The following is a 19997-nucleotide window of genomic DNA, read 5'->3' as shown; positions in this document are numbered from 1 at the left end:
GCTGGATTTCATTGAACGGCTTTGCATACGAAGCAAAATTAATAAATCCTGAGAGGATAAATGCTATGATGATCAATCCCAGCAAAGCAGCTGATTCTGCCGAGAACACCTGCTTTTTGAAAATCAATGAATAGATGGCTATGATGATCATGCCTGAGACAGCAGCCTGCATTGCGACATTCAGCATATAAACCATTATTTTTTTAATGACATCATTCTTTTTATTCCCCATTATACTCCCCTATTCCCATTTTCATATAGTTCCTTTAATGGATATATCGGTATAACAGCAGGGAAATTTAGCTTCATACAAAAAAAGGCAGCAGACGATATCAATTTTTTACAAGGCTGCAACTGACAAGCATTTTGTTAAGAATTCTTTCTCCTGTTAACGTAATGCATTATTCCAGGAGCTGATTATTGAAAAATTTTCCCAACTTTATGCAATTGTAACTTTTTACCTATTATTGTATGATGATACCAAAGACCCACCAACCCCTCTTCAACCGCACCCTGCTATTAATCAAACGTTTGATTAATAGAATATTCTTACACTTATTCCCCTTTGCTGGTATACTATTCCTACGGGAAAAGTAGGAGGTAAAAGCATGAGAACCGGAGCGCTTATCAAGTATTACCGGACAAAAAAAGGGATGACACAGAGGGAATTGGCCCAAGGTGTCTGCTCCATCTCCCACCTTAGCAAAATAGAAAACAACTCCAAAGAAGCCCATGATGGCACGATCGACTTATTGCTGAACAAGCTTGGCATCACTTTACAGCAGGCAGAAGATAAGCAGGAACAGTTCGGGAGTATGATTGAGGATTTTATCACCAAGCTGATCTACTATCAAAAGGAACAGGCAGAAGCAGCATTCCAAACCCTGTCTAAAGCAGAAGAGCTGATCACCTTTACTCCTTACATAAACTACTATTCTCTCTGGAAATACCGCTATCTTATCTTCGTCGGAGATATAAATGGAGCAGCGGCTCAGAGAGAGCATCTAGGCAAGATAAAAAAGAATTTTTCCCAACATGAAACCTATTTATACAGCTACTTTAATGCGTTATCTTTAATACAGACAGGTCAGCTGGAAAAAGCAGACAATATCCTCAGCACCCTGATCGAGGATAAAGTGAAGGAAAGCGCCATCGGAGCCGGGGATTTGTTTTACCATTACGGACTTGTCAAAAGCATGAAGGAAGAGTCAGGGGCAGCCGTCCACTATGGAAAGAAAGCACTGGGACATTTTTCAGACCAGTTCAATTTCAAGCGGATTCTGCACACCCTGATGCTGCTGGGCATCAATTATACCCACGCAGGCATTTATCATGAGGCAGCCGAGTGCTTCAGGCATCTGCTCAGGAACATTGAGGCGCTGAAGATCGAGACAGCCCTGCTGCCGCAGATTTACCATAATATGGGCTATCTGTACAGAAGGACCAATGAACTGAAGAAGGCATCATTGTATTACAAAAAAAGCCTGGCCCTTCATCCGGTCGAGTCGTCCAACTATTTGATCAGTCTGTATTCATATGCCGAGACTCTTCACAAGCTCGGCGACAATGACAGCAGAAAGCATTTTGAAAAACTGAAACTGCTTGCACAGAAAGCCAGCTCCAGAAAGTATGAGCTGATGTCCCATTATCACCTCACCAGTTTTGCAGATGAAAGCAAGGCTGTAGAGTTTTTGCAGGAAAGGCTCCTGCCTTTTCTTGAAAAGACCGATGAGCACGAGAATGAGCTGGAGGAATTCTATCAGGTGCTTGCAAGGCATCTGATTCATCATGGCGAGTACGAAAAGGCAATCCAATATATCTCAAAGTACAGGGAGGAATTACAGTAAAATGAAGAAAAAATATCTGTTTCTGCTGATTGCCGCTTTGGGTTTGCTGGTTCATTACGGTGATGCAGCTCCCCCGGACGCTAAAAGCTCCTTTGCTGCATCTGAAAATCCTGATGATCGTCCCATTCAGCCTCCTTTGAAGGAAGACAGCTGATACCCCCTCTACTATCTTCCCCAGGCATATCCCTCAAGTCACAGGAAAAGAGCTGCTTCTCACTGGAAGCAGCTCTTCTTCTTGTTAAGAAAACTAACCGGTATTCGGCTTTTAATAGACCCCTACATTGTCCCAGGCAGTTCTGACTGCATTATAAGCAGAGCTTCCGCTTCCATATAAATCTGCGGCAGACTGCAGGAGCGCTGCGCGTGCATAGCTGAAATTGCTCGTCGGTGTCAGATAGACAGTCAGGGCACGGTAGTAGATTTTTTCGGCCTGGGCCTTGCCGATGCTGCTGATTGTATAGTAGGCAGCTTTATTCGGGATTCCGCTGTTGATATGGACGCCTCCATTATCGGAGCTTGTGTTCACATACTGGTTCATATGCTCAGGCTGCCCGTACAATGTCGGGTTGGACATGCTGCGGAGGGCATCGCCGGAACGGCCAGGGGTGTACACATCCTCACCCATCAGGAAGTCGCCTGGATCAAGGAAATATCCAAACACATCGGAGAAGGACTCGTTCAGAGCACCAGACTGATACTGGTACTGCAGATTGGCCGTCCTTTCAGTGACCGCGTGGGTGATTTCATGGGCCACTACATCAAGGGCTCCGGAGAGAGATGTAAATTGGGAGCCATCACCGTCTCCATAAACCATCTGCGAACCGTTCCAGAACGCATTATTATAGCGTGATCCGTAATGGACCGTTGATCGGATGGTTGCCCCATTATTGTCGAAACTGTTGCGGTTATGCGTGTTTTTAAAATAGTCATAGACCTTTCCGGCGTAATAATGTGCATCCACATCCGCCCTTTGATTGGTCGCAGTCCATGCATTATTGCTGTCGGCGGAACGCGAGCCTGGCAGGGAGGAACCGTTATTGGCAGTGAAGGTCTCAATGACTCCATTCATTGGCTTTGTAACATCATATAAGTAATAAGTTCCGCCTGAAGAATAAGTATTCAATGTTTTGGAGCCGCCGGTCACGCCTGTGCCTGTCCCGGTTGCAGCCGCATCTGCCACAGCATTATAAGCTTCGACAATATGGCCGTTCTTCGCGTCGACAAAGATCTGCCAGTTCGCCCCATACGGCTCAATGAACTGCAGCTGGACCTTGTAAGCGAGCGTATACTCCCCGTCCTTTTCATGGATCACAAGGTCATTTTTCACATGCGTATTTTTCACTTCACTCTTTTTGCCGGCTTTCTCGAGGTCAGCAGGCACAGCCTGGTCGCTGCCTTTTGTATCCTCTTCTGTCAGATTGATATTTTTCCAGGCAAGATCAACCGCTTCTTTTTTACTGATGGCTGCTTTTGTATCAGTTATTTTTTCTGATGCATCAGCATATAATTGTCCTGTCGCAGCCGTTACATCACTATTTTTATCTGTATGGACCTTAAAAATAGCCCCTTCCACCGGGACCCCATTAATAGACTGGGAGAATTTATAATGCTTCATTCCAAGGTCATCTATTTCAGCATTCAACAGTATGAGCTCCTTGAAAGGATCTACTTTGAATAAGTCTTTATTATCTTTGAGGAATTTTTTTATATCATCATCATTTTTGGCTTTGTTTTTTGATAGCTTGCCAGCCAAAAATTTTGGGGCATGCTTCTCTTTTTGTTCGAGCTTTTGCTGCAGCTCCATTTGATTGAGCAATTTTTCTGAAGGAGATAAACCGTAGGCAGTGGCTGCCGGAAATGCGGCACTGAGAGCTAAGGAAGTTCCGAGTACGAGCGTTGCTAACTTTTTTGTCATTTTAATATCCCCTTTGGCTATTTTTAGGACTAGCTAATCCATATCTACACGTGTTAAGGATAAGTGTAGCCAGCGAGCAGGCTAATCACAATAAATCTATATACCCAGCAGGCCCAAAAAAGATAAATGAAGGAGTCTGATAGAGAAATGGGCAAAAACTTTCCCAATCCCTATGATGTCTAACGCCAGGAAAAGCTAGGGAAGTTTCGATGCAATTTTGCTTCAGCTTCGTAAAAAGGTGAAATCTTTACTATTACTCTTTTTATTTTTCCCAATATATTTTATCTGAATATATAGTTTCCCTTTTACAATCCTATGTAAATAAGCATAGGCTAATAGACACTTATTTTTACATATTACCCCAAGATCAGATGACCTTTGTAACATTTCTGAAATATTTCCACTCTTCTGTAAACCTTTAGGTTATCTTGATCGTCTAAAGAGGAAAAAAGGAGGCATTAAAATGAAAAAAATCTATGCCATTATTTTTACGGCATTATTCCTTGCTTCAGCAGGAGCCTTTTATATGGAGGGAGCCCCTTTGGATGCGACTGCTTCTGATAAGAAAGCTGACGAAGTTCAAAGTGAGAAGCAGGAAGAAACGGCAAACGCCAGTCCCAAAGCTGAGGAAACTGTAACTGTAGAAACAGAGCCTTCCAAGGACAAGGAAGAGCCGCTGCAGGATCTATCCGAAACTGAGAACGGCGCCTCTCAAGAACCGTCGGAAGAAAGTGAAACAGATTCTCCACAATCACAGAATCAGGATACAATTAAAATCGAGAATAAAGTATACGTCAATATTATGGATAAAGAAAAATTTGCCCACATGAGCAGAACAGCCGCTAAATACGGAGCCAAGTTGTACGCATTGCCAAATTCCGACCTTTTTGTCATAGCCAAGGATGGCAAACCGATTGTTTATATGAGTACAGGAGTCAAAAATGCACCTGTGGCCTATGCCGATTTGCTGGCTGAGCTTTTCGCTGAAGGCTTTAATGAATACAAAAAACTGTCCGAAAACATCCTATTTTCCGCTGAAACGGGAGCTGAAGTATCTGTTGATTTTGGGGGTTATATTGCCTATGGGATTGAAACAAAAGAGGGCTGGATAAAAGTTTCCTGGTGATATGCGGGGGGCAGTCTGGATAATAGCAAAAAAAACGGCTCCCTATGTGGAAGCCGGTTAGGATCATTTATAAACTTTGACAGTGATTGTTTTGTTTCCCCACTGGAGGGCACGCTGTTTATTAGGGATAAAGACATCAATTTTATTTCCTTTAACAGCTGAGCCTTTGTCCGCTGCAATGGCCATGCCATAACCGGGAACATATACCTTAGATCCCAGCGGAATGATTCTTGGGTCGACAGAAATAGCCTTGATGTTTGGATTCTTTTTCAGGTTTAAGCCGGTATACGTAATTCCGCTGCAGCCTTTGCAGCTTGCTGTATATGCGGTAGCTTTCACTTTTATTTCTTTGTAGGCAGCAGCAGGAGCTTTTGCTGTTTTTGCACTTTTTACTGCTGTACCTGCTGTTTTAAGCGTTTGATTTATCTTTATATGATCTGAAGTCAGTTTGTTCCAGGTTTTTAATTGCTGTACTGTTACATTATGTTTCTTGGAGATTGACCAGAGGGTGTCTCCCTTTTTTACCTGATATGTAGTTCCAGAGGCGAAAGTGGCGTTTGAAAATCCGAAAAGCAATAACAATGCTGCACTTACATTTAGTAGTAATTTCTTCAAAACGTACTCTCCTTTGTCTTCTATCATAGGAACATGTTAACAGTTTAAGATAACAATAATGTTTCAATAGGTTTCTATTTATGTTACAAAACAATTCATTTAAACGTCATTTTGTAATATAACAAAAAAAACAGCTTATTTAACCAAAAGAAAAAGGAGTTTTTCAACTCCTTTTCTGTTTATGTAATTAAAATAATTGCCCCGGCTTCAGCCTGCCCTTTTGCAGTAAGTTTCTTCGTTTCTTCACTCTCCAGGCGTCTATTATGATGATAAGAATAAGAGTTCCTGAAAAGATCGCTCCCTTTCCTTCTACCAGGTTAAATACCAGGGCAACCCATCCTTCACTAATTAAAGTAAATATGGACGTAAACAGCATGATCATCGCGTAAATAATCAGGATTATTTCTGCCAGAGTCAATGCCCTCATTTTTTCAACCTCCCAGGTATATAAAAATACACTAACTCTTACCCTATGACCAGTGGTATAAAACCTGGCCCCTTTTTCTTAGAAAACAAAAGTGCCAGTACTTTGAGTCAAAAGGAATGATGCAGATTAAAAACGTCATAGCATAACCTCCGTCTTTTGGGTGCCGAGGAGATCCACCCGGATGCTTTTGCGGCATTGCGGGGGCGGGACTCAGCTGCTGTAGGTAAATCGGAAATTTATGATTTTTCACAAGCATTTTTTTCACCGACTAAAATAGGACTGCCTATTCAGCAGGCAGCCCTCAACTTTATATATCATTGCATGATAGAATATGACAAACTTTTCAACTGTTCGTAGGCTTCCATATAATAAGGTGTTCCATACTGGATCATCCTGTCTACCATGCCAATCCCCTGGTAGAAAATGAGACTTTGCCCCGGAAGACCATACCGATGTGACATCTCAATGTATTTTTTAAAATTTACAACACCCGCTTCAATTTGATGCGGTCCATACTGATCTATTTCAATATTGATTCCGCTGCCGTAAATTTGAGCATTAAGAAATGCCCGGTGAAGCCGTTGGTCTGCATCTGTCAGTTTAAGGCGGAACGCATTTGGCTGAAGGTAGGCCCCATCAAACCCGTATGTTTCCCAGCGTTCAAAATTAGTAGATAAAGCATGCGGCGAATAGATCAGGAACTTACCTTTTTGATGGATCCTGGCAGAAATTTGTTCTACAAGCGGTCCATCCTGGGGATAGCCCATTGTCTCACTCATCCAATAGTATCCTTTAAAAGTAAGGTTGGAAAAGCCCCTTTCCTCCCAGACAGCTTCAACAGCTTCCATATACCACGCCGCCATTTTTTCCCGCTCTTTCGGGCTGTTCTTCAGCACTGCTCCATCAAGGCCAATAATATCTTCCTGAAGCTTCGGATAAGGAATCGCTAAATAAACATTGGCCTTTTTCTGCAGCTGTGCGGCTGAAGCATTCAAAGCCTCAAGGACTCCATTCTCAGAAAAAGTCTGATCAATATACCATTGGAAGTCTGAGTAATTGGCGTAATTCTTAGAAGAACCCAGCTCGCCCCCAGGATAGCTTCTTCCAAGTATGATAAATGTATCAAACAAAGTTTGGTTTGTACCCCCCGGTGTTAAATAGGGTTTGAAATAATTGGCGGTAAAGTCTGTGTTCTGTTCTGCCCCATTATAAATGAGTACTCCGTTCCTGATTCCAGTTTCACTAAGAAGTCCTGTATGATCTGAAAAGGATTGAAGTGTATTGTCAGCAGGATGAACAGTCCCATCAGGATATTGCATGGCCAGATTGATGGCCTCTTCTGCAGATCTGACAGTATGTTTAACCTCCCCTGACGCTTTCACATTGTATTCAAGCGGCTTGGTATAGATCCTTGAAAGGAACACGGCGAATTGAAGACGGTCAACAGTCAGATCCGGCTTAAAAGTGCCGTCCCCGTAACCGGTTGTCACTTTATTCTCGGCAATCGCATCTACGAATGGATAGTATGGATCATCGGCTGGCAGATCTTTAAAGCTTGATTTTCCAGAACCTATGTATTCAAATCCCACAGCCAATGCCATGGCCATATCTTTTCTTGTTAATGGTTTTGCCGGATCGAATTTATTGTCGGTCAGTGAAAACATGCCTTTATCAAGCACAGCCAAAACCTCATTATAACCCCTTGTAGAAGGGTTCATATCGGCAGGAATCACCTGCGGTTCTGCCGGGGCTTCCAGGTTCATTGCCCGGACAAGCATGATGGCTGCGTCATTCCTCGTAATAGAAGCACTCGGGCTGAACTTCCCTAAATGACCTTTGATTACTTCTTTATCAGATAAGAATTTTATGTCCTGGTAAGCCCAATGGTAGCGTGACACATCACTGAACTCATTGGCCTTAACAAGTGCAGGCGACAAAAACACTAGCAGCAACATTAGAATACTGGACGAATAGATTGATAGTTTTTTCATAGTAATACCTCTGATGACCATTGCCTCCATTTTTCTACTTATTTACAGATATATCTTTTATCGTCAGCAACCTGCCCATTTTTACAAAAATAGCAAAATATGCTTAAAAAGTTCTGCACATCCATTTTATACTAGAAATTACCATTCAGGAAGGTTTTTTTGGTGACAGGCACCTATACCAGTTTTAGATCCCACGGTATCATCTCTTACGGAAACAACACCAGACAGTTGCTGATTTCAAGCCTTCTCCCAAATAAAAAAACGGAAAATGTCTTATCTTTCCGTTCAAATGGTGACAGGCACCTATACCAGTTTCTTTATGAAATGAATTTTTCGACAAAATCCGGGAGGTACCTGTCACCTATACAACCATTTCACCCGAATAAAATGGGTTAGGATAAACAGGATGGCGGCTAGTATGACGGCTCCCCAAATGAAGGCGGGAGATAGGAAAAATAAGGGCAGGCTGAACAAAAGGGCGACGATCATGCTTATATTAATGGATTGTTTCGTTACTGCTCCTCTGCGGATAAGCAGGCTGCAGACAAAACTTGGAACTCCTATAAGGTAGAAAGGGATGTAGACAATTTCTACACCTTTAAAACAGAATAATGTGATTATGGCAATGATGAAACCTGCTAGTGAAGAACTGCCGCTTCCTGCTTCATTGCTGCCGGATAACTTAGCAATAATGCAAGCTAAAAGCAGTACACCCATAGCTGCTGAAGGGTTATCCCCCTTAATGGCAGAAAGGCAGGTAAGAACCGCCAGAACCAGCGCTGACAACGGAAGGACTAAAGCATTGGATTGTCCGGGATAGTGAACACTATTAGTCAATGATAGAAGGAACAGCAATGTTAAAGGAATTGATAAAGCATAAAAGTTAACTACCCCGCCTAAATAGGTATTTATGAAGCTGATTTCCACTCTTCCCCAGTAAATAACAATAAGGGCGGCTATCACCTGCGCCGGCAGCATCCACCAAACGGATATTCTTTTCTTATCAAACCACCATCCGGCGATGACTACAATGGCTCCCCCAATTAATATGGCAGAAGTATTGTAAAATACTCCTTTGACCAGTAACATGCCAATGGCAAACGGAACAAAAACTGCAATACCTTCAACTATAGAATCATTACCTTTTCTTCTTATAATCTGACCTAAAAGAATAGTACAAATAAAACACACTAATGCAGCCACAACCAGCATAGATCTCCCCCCCTTTAATTAAAATTAATATGGTCTGCTCACCTCAATTCTACCACAATTTTACAGAAGGGTGACAGGCACCTATACCACTTCTATACCAGCTAAAATTAAAACAATCATAGAGGAGTTGTTTTACATTTAAACACGGCAGGGAGCAGTGGATTAAGACACTTTCGACATTATCCGTCAAATTTCTGGAGGTACCTGTCACCAACATAAAAGCACCAATAACAAAAGGCAGAGCCGCAGCTCTGCCTTTTGTTCGCAGTACCAGGTACCTTAGCGTACCTCGCACCCATATTAAATGTTATACTGTGCCATTTCCCCGCTCTCACCAACATACTCAATAGTACTCTTGTTCGTTTCCAGATCAATGAACAGTGAACAGTGTTTGCTGCCGTTTCGCCAGGAGAGGCGGAGTTCGCTGTCTGGTGAGTCGAGGACCTGGAATTCGCCGCTGAATGCTTCATAATCATTGCGGAAGCGGATGAGCTTCAGGAGTCTCTGGACAACTGGCTTTTCCAGGGATTCTTCAATTTCATCCAAGCTGAAGTTATGGCGGTTGATTTCGCGCCCTTCACCGGTGCGTGCTACATTTTCCACATCATTTTCACCGGCAAGAAGCCCGACATAATAGACCTGCGGGACGCCCGGCGTGAAGAACTGGATGGCTCTGGCAGCAAGATAGGCATCATCGTCGCTGTTCAGGACGGAATAGTAGGAGCAGCGGATCTGGTGGACATCAAACCCATCCTCTGCTTTATGTTCGTCAGAAAGAATCAGGCTCAGATTGGATCCCCTTTCAAGGCAGACATCCACAATGTCTTTCGCTTCCTTTGTATCGATGAGGCCGTCAAGGTCTGGCTTGACCGGTATGCCGTCATGGCAGTCGAGCATCGTGAACTGCTTGTGCGGGCGGTTCTTCAGGTAATCAGCCAGGTTCTTGCTTGATTTGTTGATCAGCGTCTCGAGTACACGGTATGGCAGGATAAAGTCATAGATCCAGAAGCCGTGTTCGGCTAGCTTATACTGAATGGAATAATGGGAATGAACCTCCGGCAGTAGCTCGATGCCCAGAGAAGTCGCCAGCTCCATGATCCAGTCAAGGAACTCATAAATTTCCGGTTCAACAAAGAAGCAGCTGGTGCCAAGCTTTTTCACGACATAGCCGACCGCATCAAGGCGGACAATTTTGACGTTCTGCTCTTTGAAATTACTGAAGAAGTCGGTTAATAGCTGCCTGACCTGCTCTGATTTGATATCAAGGTCAATCTGTTCAGAGGGGTCTGTTTTGCCAAAAGTGGTCCATACTGTCTCCTGTTCGCCTGTTTCTTCTATTGTGAAGGTTGAATATGGGAGCGGCCTCCGCAGGAACATCTTGTCAATATCCTCCTGTACAGGCTGTCCGTCTTCCCAAAGCTTGTCAAGGGTGATGAACAGATCTGCATACTGGGACTGGCGGCCTTTTGCCAAAAAGTCCTGGAAGTACTCGGATTTCTGCGAGATATGGTTGACCATCAGGTCGACAAGGATATCAAAGTTTTCGCCGATCTTCCGGATATCTTCCCATCCCCCGAATTCCGGGTCGATTTCAAGATAGGTAAGCGGGGCAAATCCCCTGTCACCTGAGGATGGAAAAGGTGGGAGGATATGCACGCCGCCTTTGAAAATATCAGCAAAATGTTCTGTCATTACTTTGTTGAGCATTTTCAGATCTCCGCCGAGGGAGTCCGGATATGTGATAAGCTGTACTTGATTTTTAACTGCCATTTCTAAAACCTCCTACAGTCCGTACATTTCTTTTAGTTGTTCCAGCGGGGGCATGCTGCAGACCGCACCTGTGAATTTTAATTTATAGGCGCTAGCTGCCGAACCCAGCTCCAGGGCTTCCTTTACGGAAAAGCCTTTTACCAGTGCCGTATAAAAACCTGACCAGAATGCGTCTCCTGCACCGGTCGTGTCGATCACATCAGTCGCAAGCGGCTTGATTCTGAAGGTTTCTTCTCCATTGGATACGATCGCTCCATCCTTGCCGATCGTCAGGATGACAAGCTTTGCGCCAAGATCAAGGAATTTGCGGATCTGATTTTCATGGGTGTCCTTCCCGAACAGCCGCTCCGCATCGTCCTCAGATGGCTTTATAATATCGACCATCCCAATGATTGATTTAACGTACTCAATCCCTTCGGCCCCTTTTTTCCATACCATCTGATGGTAATTCGGATCCAGGCAGATCAGGATATTTTGGCTGCGCGCCTGTTCAATCACTTTTTCAATCGTATGGCGGGCCGGTGCCATCGAAAGGGGCCAGCAGGAAAAGTGGACGATTTTTGAATCCAGCAATGCCTTTTCAAGCTCTTCCGTATATTGGAGCTGATAGTCTGCCCCGCGGTAAAAGATGGGATCGGGCGTTCCTTTGCTTTTTGCGACCACAACCATACTGGTGGACGAATCCACGCGCTGAACCAGTCCCGGGTCGATCCCTGTTTTGCGGAGATGGCTGATAAGAAAGGTTCCCAGCCTGTCTTCCCCTACTGCAGACGCGACCAGGGAACGGATTCCCAGCCTCTTTACATTCATAGCAATATTGGCCGGTGATCCGCCAAAATAGTTATGATAAACTGCCGGCTCATCTGCAGGACTGTATTCTTCTGAAATCATATCGATCAGGATTTCGCCTATCGTTAAAATATCATTGCCTCTCGGCTGGAATTCAATTTTCTCATCTAATTTAAGCATCGTAATCCTCCATCGCTGTACTTGCCGCAACTGATATTAAGGGAAAATCTTTCTGCTCCTTTTTCCGGCAGACATGTCCAGTGCTGTCAGGCAGTCTGTACCGTTTTATACCGTCAGGCAGCCTCTATGACTCTACCTTCTGCAGGAGAAAAACTTTTACAAATATTGAGTGCAAAAAGAAAGGGGCAGGTGCCCCATTCTTACTTTAAGAGATACACCCTTGTTTCATAAGGGCTTAAAGTGAATTCCTTTTCCAGCTTCTTTTCAGGAACATCATAGTTATTTAAAACCAGTTCACTTGAAGCACCCCCGATTGCCGACGGCAGCTCTATTTTTTCAGGTTTGTCATGGAAATTGCAGATTACAAGAGCCTTGTCGCTTCCCATTGTCCTGGTATAGACAAAAAGTTTCCCATGGTCAGGAAGGATAAGCTCGTACTTTCCATATACAAAGACTGGGTTCTCTTTGCGGATGGCGATTAGTTTTTTATAAAAATGAAGAATCGAATTTTCATCCTTCAGCTGGCTTTCAACATTGATGGTACGATAGTTCGGGTTCAGGCCCAGCCACGTTTTGTTTCCTTCCGTGAAGCCGGCCATATGCGAGGCATCCCACTGCATCGGAGTCCGTGAATTGTCGCGGCCCTGTTTCCAGACGACCTCCATTATGTCAACGTGCGGCACGCCCTTTGCGGCTTCCACTTTGTAATAGTTCACCATTCCAACATCGTTATAATCTTCAATTTCAGGGAATTTCACATTGGTCATCCCAATTTCCTGGCCTTGATAAATGAAAGGTGTGCCCTTCATCAGGAAGTAAAGCGCCCCAAGCATTTTTGCGCTCTCTTTCCAGTACTGCTGGTCATTGCCCCAGGATGAAACACGGCGCGGCTGGTCATGGTTTTCGATAAACAGGGCATTCCAGCCTCGTCCTTCAAGGCCTTCCTGCCATTTGGTCAATGCTTTTTTCAGCGCTTTGACGTCCACAGCATCTTCTGTGTCCTTGTCCCACAGGTCAAGAAATTCAAATTGGAAAATCATATTAAAATAGCCATTTTCCTCGCCGACCCATCTGTCAGCATCAGGAATGCCGACTCCGTTGGCTTCACCAACGGTCATGACATCATAATTGCGGATCGTCCTGTCCGCAAATTCTGTAAGGAAATCATCAATCCCAGGGAAATTCATCATTTTCGGAAAAGATGGGACCACATCCAGATTGTCCGGGTTTGGCATATCCGGGAAACCGGGCTCTTTTTTGATATGCGAAATCGCATCGATCCTGAATCCATCAATTCCTTTTTCAAGCCACCAGTTGACCATTTCATAGAGAGCTTCCCTGACCTCAGGATTCTCCCAGTTCAAATCCGGCTGGCGTGCAGAGAATATATGCATGAAGTATTGCTTTGTTTCTTCATCATATTTCCACGCAGGCCCGCTGAAAATGGATTCCCAGTTATTCGGCTCCTTGCCATCTTTTCCGTCACGCCAGATATACCAGTCCCTTTTCGGATGATCTTTTGAAGAGCGGGACTCTAAAAACCATGGATGCTCATCACTCGTATGATTAATCACCAGGTCCAGGATCAATTTCATTCCGCGCTTATGGACTTCTTCAAGCAGAAGATTAAAATCTTCCATTGTGCCGAATTCATCCATAATATCCTGGTAATCAGAAATATCGTAGCCATTATCATCATTAGGCGACTTATACATCGGGCAGATCCAGATCACATCAATTCCCAGATCTTTAAGGTAATCAAGCTTCGTAACAATTCCTTTTAAGTCCCCGATGCCGTCTCCATTGCTGTCCATAAAGCTCCGCGGGTAAATTTGATAGGCTACTGCTTCTTTCCACCATGCTTTTTTCATCTCTGTCAAAATCCTTTCGTTGTGCCTTCATTTTTTCCGGCTGAATTTAGCCTGGTTCAGGTGTGAAATCAGTGTTAATGGCGTTTTTTTAAAAAAACTATCTGGTATTGCCGCCGCTTAACACTGATTCAGCCCACTTTTTCAATAATTCGGCCAGTTTTTCTATTTTTTCTCCCTAAAATTGCGGGGATTCACCCCAGAATCCGGGATATTCGCCCCGCTTTACATTTTTTACCAAAAATATAACCTTATGTCACTTAGCCGGACTCCAGCCTATTTAATAGACCCCTGCATTACGCCATTAATAATCGCACGCTGGCCGATCATGTACATGATGAGAATCGGGATGACGGTTAATAAAATCGCCGGGATCAGCAGTTCCCAGTTATTCATATATGTGCCGTTGAATACTTTCATCTGGACCGGCATGGTATAGACAGATTCATTGTTCAGCACCAGTGACGGCAGCAGGTAATCGTTCCAGATCCACAGCACGTTCAATATTGAAATCGTAACTGCGATAGGCTTCAGCATCGGAAGGACAATCAGGAAGAAGATCTGCAGGGAATTGCAGCCATCGATTCTTGCTGCTTCCTCAACTTCTATCGGGATCGACTTGATAAAGCCATGGAACATGAATACGGAAAGCGCACTGCCGAACCCAAGGTAGAAAATGATCAATAGCGGAATAGGAATCGCGTCAATCAGCTGCAGTTTCGCCCCATAGATATAAATCAGCGGGATCATGAGCGACTGGAACGGGATGACCATTGATGCAACCAGCACGGTGAAAAAGAATTTATTGAATTTGGACGGCCTTCTCACAAGATGGTACGCCGCCATGGCAGAGAAAAAGACAATGAACAGTGTGCTCAGGGTGGTAACGATGAACGAGTTCCTGAAGGTGACACCAAAGTTCATCATGTTGATTACATCAGCAAAATGGGCGAAATTCCAGTTTTCCGGAAGGGCAAAAGGACTGGTCAGGATTTCCCCATTGGTTTTGAATGAGTTGATGATGAGCAGCACAAAAGGAAAAATAAAACTTATTAGGGCAATGATTGCCAATAGGTATAGAAAAGTGGTAGTGACAATTTTTTGCCTGGCCATTATGCTTCGACCTCCATTTTCTTGCTGGTATAGACTTGAAAACCGGTTACAGCGGCTACAATCACAAACAGGATAATGGCCTCAGCCTGTCCTGTTCCATAGTTTGATTCAATAAAGGCTTTATTGACAACATGCATGGAGACCATTTTCGTGCTGCCAAAAGGGCCGCCATTTGTGAGGGCAAAATTCAAGTCATACACCATGAATGCATTTTTTAAAGAAAGGAACCCGGTCACTACGAATGAGGGAACCATTAAAGGCAGCGTAACATTCAAAAGCCTTCTGAACGGGCCGGCTCCATCGATTTTGGCTGCTTCAATCAACTCTCTTGGAACACTGATCAATCCGGCGATGAAGATGATCATCATATAGCCGGCTGTCTGCCAGATGGTTACGATGACGAGCGACCAGAAAGCCATGGTCGGATCCCCGAGCCACCCGAGTTCAAGCCAATCTATGCCAAGTTTGGTGCCTAATGCAGGGAGTGACTGAACGAAAATGAATTGCCATATATAACCAAGTACCAGTCCGCCGATCAGGTTAGGCGTAAAATAAGCTGTCCTTAATGAATTCTGGATCTTCAAGCCGGACGTAACCAGGTACGCCAGACCGAAGCCGAACAAGTTGACAAAAAACACGGTTGCCACGACAAATTTAAGTGTCAGCCAAAGCGATTTCCAAAATTCCGTATCTTTTACAGCTTCCAGATAATTCGCCATGCCTGCAAACACCACCGGATCAGCCGGAGTCTGCATCGTATTAAAAGTGAGGAAAAGGCCGTATCCAAATGGGACCAGTACGGTGATACAGAAAAAAAGGAAAACAGGGCCCAGGAATAAAAGCGAATTGCCGATATCACCTATTTTTTTATTTTTCTTCATGCTTCCACATCCTGTCTGTTAGGTAAAAAAAGCAGGCAGGATAAGTTCTCTCCGCCTGCTTTTTTGTTTTCACTTGAGTCTGGATTATTCTTGGTGGGTCTTATAATAGGTTTCAAAAGCTTTTGCAAGGTCTTCTCTTTTGCTTTGATTCGCAATGTATTTCTGAACCTCAGGACCAAGGATAGTAGTCCAATCCCCTGTATTGATATAGTTGGTGCTGAAAGGCATTGTCTTGCCGGCAGCAAGTGCATCACTGATGGCAACGCCGAGCGGGTTGGTTACTTTGTTTGGATTGTTTTTGAATGCTGAGATGATTTGAGATTTATTAACGATAAAGTCTTGTCCTGCTTCATCGTATACCAGCCAATTCAAGAATTCTTTCGCAGCGTCCTGTTCTTCTTTAGAAGCCTTCTTGTTCACAACAAATGCTTGAGTAGGACCGGCTGCAATCTTGTTGTTCAGCGGGTTATCAGGATTGTTGTCGACAGGGACAGGCATGAATCCAAAGTTTGTACCTTCAAGCGCTTTCAAAGAATCAAAAGCCCAGTTTCCGTTGAAAAGCATCGCAGAATCGCCTTTTCCGACAGCTACATGCGCAGCATCATAATATTGGCCAGTCGGACGTGCACCGAACATATTGTAATCCTCTGTAATCAGCATATCCAATGTGTCATAATAGCCGTTCCAGGCTTCATTCTTGTTATAATCTAATTTTCCGGCTTGCACTTCTTTCAAAGTTTCCGTTGGATCTTCTGTCTGATTAAGAAACAGAGAGCTGTAATGGTTCGCAACTGACCATGCTTCAGTCTGATAAGCCACTGGCTGCTTCACACCAGATTCCTTGATTTTATCCAATAGATCTGCCAGCTTGTCGCGTGTATTGATTGAGAATGGATCAAAGCCTTCGCCTGCTGCTTCTTCAACTACTGTCTGGTTGTAAACAAGTCCCATACCTTCCAGGGCGAACGGGAAACCAATTACATTTCCTTCTTCATCTTTAATGGCATCGCTTGTTTCTTCATTCCATTTTTCATCAGACATATCGATTCCTACATCTTTATATTTATGAGTGGCATCATAAGGAGAAAACATTGCCAATGTAACCGTTTTCCCAGAGGCGGAAAGCTTATCATAAACGTTCAATGCGTCTCCGACTGCCACTGATTCAACCTGTACATTGATGTCCTTATGATCGGCCATAAAATCCTTTGCGGCCTGCTTAAACTGGGCATCAATCTCACCCTTGCCGTTTGTAACAATAATGTTTACTTTCCCATCTTTTGAGCCTGTATCTCCTTCAGAAGAATTGCCTGAGCAGGCTGCAAGAGAAAAGGTTAATGCGGCTGCCATGCCGGCAGCGGCCGTCTTTTTGAACATTCCTGATTTAGAGAAATTGAACATTTTTTTACTTCCCCTCTGTTTGAGAATAGTTTTAGCAGATTAGACCATTAAGCTCTTCTGCATGAATTTGTGAAAAGGTTTTCCTAGCTCTTACAATTATGATTATATTAAGTTATTAATATTTTGACAAGTACTTTTGAAAACGATTTCCTAAAAGTATTAATTTCAGCAAAAAATCACAATTCCCTATCTGCCTGCATCATTTTCTTGACACTGTCCCTCAGGCTCAGCCGGTAATCAATATAATGCTCTTGAGGCGCAGTTCCGGGCTGGCCAATGTTTTGAAGCAGAGCCTCCATCGCTTTGGACCCCATGGCTTCGAAGTCGACCCGGACCGTTGTCAGCTGAGGGCGCACAAGCGTTGCCAGTTCAATATCATCAAATCCTGCAATTGAGATATCGTCAGGAACCCTGTATCCCTGGTCCTCTGCACAATTTTTGGCACCGATGGCAATCGTGTCAGATGCGCAAAGAAGGGCGGTCGGAAGATTCCTTTTTCTAAGCAGGGCTACCATTGCCTCATATCCATCCGCGGAGGAAAAATTGCTTTCAGCGAGGAAATCCTGATTGACAGGAAGCCCTTGGCGCTCCATTTCATCAAGAAACCCTTTATAGCGTGAATAGCCCGCCGACTGATCATGCAATGGCCCGTGGATCATGCCAATTTTATCATGGCCGCAGCGTACCAGGTATCTGACCATTTCCGTAATCGGCGTGTAATTGTCCACATCGACCCAGGAGATATTATGACCTGTTATTTTCTGCCCAACCACTATAACCGGAATTTTATTCGCTTTTATCCAATCTATATGCCGCTCGGTAGTATGGATGGCGGACAGGATAATGCCATCCACCTGCTTCTCCTTGAATATTTCAAGCGATTTCAGCTCCATTTCCGGATCCAGCCTGGTGTTGCTCAGGATGATATTATAGCCATTCCTGTTGGCCACCTCTTCAATGCCATTGATCAGCTCGGCCGATGTATAGTTGATTTGCGGAAAAATGACCCCGATTAAATTCGTAGACTTGCTGATCAGGCCCCTTGCAAGCGCATTGGGGCGGAACTGGGTTTCACGGATGACCTTCTCGACTTTCTCCCTTATTTCATCATTAACCGGCTTACTCTTATTGATCACACGTGAGACGGTTGCAACAGAGACACCTGCCATCTTGGCAATATCCTTTATCGTTAACTTCATTATTATTTCCATTCCTCCAGGAAAACGTTTTCTTTTTACTTTGAATCTATAATTACACAGCGTGTTTGTCAATATGAATATTGCTGGGTGCCAGGTACCATCAAAAGACACTTTTGCCCCTTTGTCCACGGATGGTACCTGGCACCACAAAAAGACACTTCCACCCTTTTTGTCCACGGAGCGTACCTGGTACCACCAAAAGACACTTCACCCCCTTTTGTCCACGGACGGTACCTGGCACGGAATTTTTGGTATATAATAGGCAGAAGATTACAGCTGATGCGGAAATAGGTGAATGGAATGGAGATTACATTAGGGGTTATCGGGCCTGAGGATTCGGTCCGGCATATTATGGATTCGGCGGAGTCTTTTTCGGATTTGCGGCTGGTCCCTTTTTATTATGGGAGCCTGGAGGATATTGACGGGATCATCGGGGAAAACCAGCAAAGGATCGATCAGTGGTTTTTTTCCGGTCAGGTCCCTTATACATATGCTTTATCAAAGGAGCTGATCTGTGAGGAGAACAGCTTCTATCCTCCCCTGTACGGCGCGAGCCTGCTTGGAAAGGTGCTGGAGTCTTATCTCGATAAGGAACGGGTGATTAAAAGCATCAGCCTGGATACGATCCAGGAAGAGGAGCTGGAAACGACGAAGCGCTATTTTTCTCTGCAGATCCTGGAGATCCATTCTTTTTCTTATCCGGATTTCCGCCCTGTTGAGGAGCTGGCCGAGTTTCATATTAAGCTTTACCGTGAGGGCCGGACGGAGGCTGCTTTTACCTGCCTGCGGGGAGTCTATGACTATCTCAAAGAAATGGATATTCCCTGCTATCGTGTGTATCCTTCCCATCTATCGATTCAATTTGCGCTTAAAATTCTGAAAGAACGCGGCCACTCATCCTGGTATCAGCGTTCGCAAATGGCGCTTCTCGGAATTGAACTTATCCAGCCTGATAATGAGGGGGAATTCTTTCATTCCTATGAACGGAAGCACAAGGAGCTTGCCATGAAGAAGCTTCTCATCGAGCTTGCAGAGCATGTGAACGGTTCATATGTGCAAATTGGGGACGGCCTCTATTTTATCTACACAACGCGCGGCGAGGTTGAAATCAAACTTGATAAAAAGGATCTTTACGGCCTGATTGAAACGGTCTATGCCCAGACCTTTTTCCGCCTCCGCATCGGCCTTGGCTACGGAATCACAGCCCTTCAGGCGGAGGAAAATGTGCAAAACGCACTCAGGAGCGCCCGCCAGAAGGCCAAGCCAGCAATCGTTCTCGTTGATGAAAATGAGGAGCTGACAGAGTTTCATCCGTCCGGCGATTCGGTTACCTTTCATTCTAAAAAATGGAGTGACGAAGGTTGGGCAAACACGCTGAAAAAAGCGAATATCTCTCCTGTCGCGCTTTCGAAAATCCAGACATTGTCCAATTTTTATAAAAAAACCGAAGTGAATTCCCGCGAGGTGGCAGGCTGGCTGGAGAGCACTGAGCGGAATGCGCGGCGGATCCTTTCAGAGATGGAGACTATCGGCCTCGCTGAAAGCAAATCAGTCCAGACTGGCCAGTCAAAGGGCAGGCCGAGAAAGGTTTATAAACTTTTATTGAACGGTAATTAATAGCAAGCCAGCAGGAGTCTTCTGCCGGCTTGCTTTTTATTTTGCT

General features: G+C 44.3%; 16 protein-coding genes. 4 read left to right on the top strand and 12 right to left on the bottom strand.

Annotated features, from left to right (window positions below; translation table 11 throughout):
* Positions 1-608: 608 nt before the first annotated feature.
* Together Q9R36_RS16580 and Q9R36_RS16575 are read left to right on the top strand one after the other, a co-directional pair.
* Positions 609-1847, top strand: coding sequence for a helix-turn-helix domain-containing protein (locus tag Q9R36_RS16580; protein ID WP_009792925.1), 1239 nt, complete (start codon positions 609-611; stop codon positions 1845-1847).
* Position 1848: 1 nt separating this feature from the next.
* Complete coding sequence (locus tag Q9R36_RS16575) at positions 1849-2001, top strand: hypothetical protein (RefSeq protein WP_009792924.1); 153 nt, start codon at positions 1849-1851, stop codon at positions 1999-2001.
* Between the two features lie 111 nt (positions 2002-2112).
* Here Q9R36_RS16575 and Q9R36_RS16570 read toward each other — a convergent pair whose 3' ends face one another.
* Positions 2113-3762 carry a M4 family metallopeptidase gene (locus tag Q9R36_RS16570; protein WP_009792923.1) on the bottom strand — a complete coding sequence of 550 codons (1650 nt, stop codon included), beginning with the start codon at positions 3760-3762 and terminating at the stop codon, positions 2113-2115.
* Between the two features lie 463 nt (positions 3763-4225).
* Here Q9R36_RS16570 and Q9R36_RS16565 point away from each other — a divergent pair, with 463 nt between their 5' ends.
* Entirely contained in the window at positions 4226-4888 is a 663-nt protein-coding gene (locus Q9R36_RS16565; RefSeq protein WP_311225547.1) for a hypothetical protein, read from the top strand.
* A 63-nt stretch (positions 4889-4951) separates the two neighbouring features.
* On the opposite strand, the gene Q9R36_RS16560 is transcribed toward Q9R36_RS16565, so the two are convergent.
* The 11 genes from Q9R36_RS16560 to Q9R36_RS16510 all read right to left on the bottom strand — a co-directional run bounded on the left by Q9R36_RS16560 (position 4952) and on the right by Q9R36_RS16510 (position 18334).
* Positions 4952-5503, bottom strand: a complete 552-nt coding sequence (locus tag Q9R36_RS16560; RefSeq protein WP_022544423.1) for a 3D domain-containing protein — start codon at positions 5501-5503, stop codon at positions 4952-4954.
* 187 nt (positions 5504-5690) lie between these two features.
* On the bottom strand, positions 5691-5930 hold the full coding sequence (locus Q9R36_RS16555; protein ID WP_009792920.1) for a hypothetical protein: 240 nt from the start codon (positions 5928-5930) through the stop codon (positions 5691-5693).
* A 314-nt stretch (positions 5931-6244) separates the two neighbouring features.
* Positions 6245-7921, bottom strand: a complete 1677-nt coding sequence (locus tag Q9R36_RS16550) for a DUF4855 domain-containing protein (protein WP_311225546.1) — start codon at positions 7919-7921, stop codon at positions 6245-6247.
* A gap of 357 nt (positions 7922-8278) precedes the next feature.
* Positions 8279-9133, bottom strand: coding sequence for an MraY family glycosyltransferase (locus Q9R36_RS16545; protein WP_311225545.1), 855 nt, complete (start codon positions 9131-9133; stop codon positions 8279-8281).
* A gap of 300 nt (positions 9134-9433) precedes the next feature.
* Complete coding sequence (gene gtfA / locus Q9R36_RS16540; protein ID WP_311225544.1) at positions 9434-10903, bottom strand: sucrose phosphorylase; 1470 nt, start codon at positions 10901-10903, stop codon at positions 9434-9436.
* A 12-nt stretch (positions 10904-10915) separates the two neighbouring features.
* Positions 10916-11872: a carbohydrate kinase family protein gene (locus Q9R36_RS16535; RefSeq protein WP_094769708.1), complete on the bottom strand. Its 957-nt coding sequence runs from the start codon at positions 11870-11872 to the stop codon at positions 10916-10918.
* Positions 11873-12072: 200 nt separating this feature from the next.
* Positions 12073-13743 (bottom strand): glycoside hydrolase family 13 protein, encoded by a 1671-nt coding sequence (locus tag Q9R36_RS16530; protein ID WP_311225543.1) that lies wholly within the window; start codon positions 13741-13743, stop codon positions 12073-12075.
* A 273-nt stretch (positions 13744-14016) separates the two neighbouring features.
* Positions 14017-14853 carry a carbohydrate ABC transporter permease gene (locus Q9R36_RS16525; protein WP_311225542.1) on the bottom strand — a complete coding sequence of 279 codons (837 nt, stop codon included), beginning with the start codon at positions 14851-14853 and terminating at the stop codon, positions 14017-14019.
* Positions 14853-15734, bottom strand: coding sequence for a carbohydrate ABC transporter permease (locus Q9R36_RS16520; protein WP_009792913.1), 882 nt, complete (start codon positions 15732-15734; stop codon positions 14853-14855). The genes Q9R36_RS16525 and Q9R36_RS16520 overlap by 1 nt, the downstream gene beginning before the upstream one ends.
* Before the next feature lie 84 nt (positions 15735-15818).
* Positions 15819-17135, bottom strand: a complete 1317-nt coding sequence (locus tag Q9R36_RS16515; RefSeq protein ID WP_311225541.1) for an ABC transporter substrate-binding protein — start codon at positions 17133-17135, stop codon at positions 15819-15821.
* Between the two features lie 176 nt (positions 17136-17311).
* Positions 17312-18334, bottom strand: coding sequence for a LacI family DNA-binding transcriptional regulator (locus Q9R36_RS16510; protein WP_311225540.1), 1023 nt, complete (start codon positions 18332-18334; stop codon positions 17312-17314).
* Between the two features lie 300 nt (positions 18335-18634).
* Here Q9R36_RS16510 and Q9R36_RS16505 point away from each other — a divergent pair, with 300 nt between their 5' ends.
* On the top strand, positions 18635-19951 hold the full coding sequence (locus Q9R36_RS16505; RefSeq protein ID WP_311225539.1) for a hypothetical protein: 1317 nt from the start codon (positions 18635-18637) through the stop codon (positions 19949-19951).
* Positions 19952-19997 lie beyond the last annotated feature (46 nt).

Origin of the sequence: Bacillus sp. AG4(2022) (genome assembly GCF_031844465.1) — a bacterium.
Taxonomy (GTDB): Bacteria; Bacillota; Bacilli; order Bacillales; family Cytobacillaceae; genus Bacillus_AB; species Bacillus_AB infantis.
This window is presented reverse-complemented; position numbering and strand designations above follow the sequence as displayed.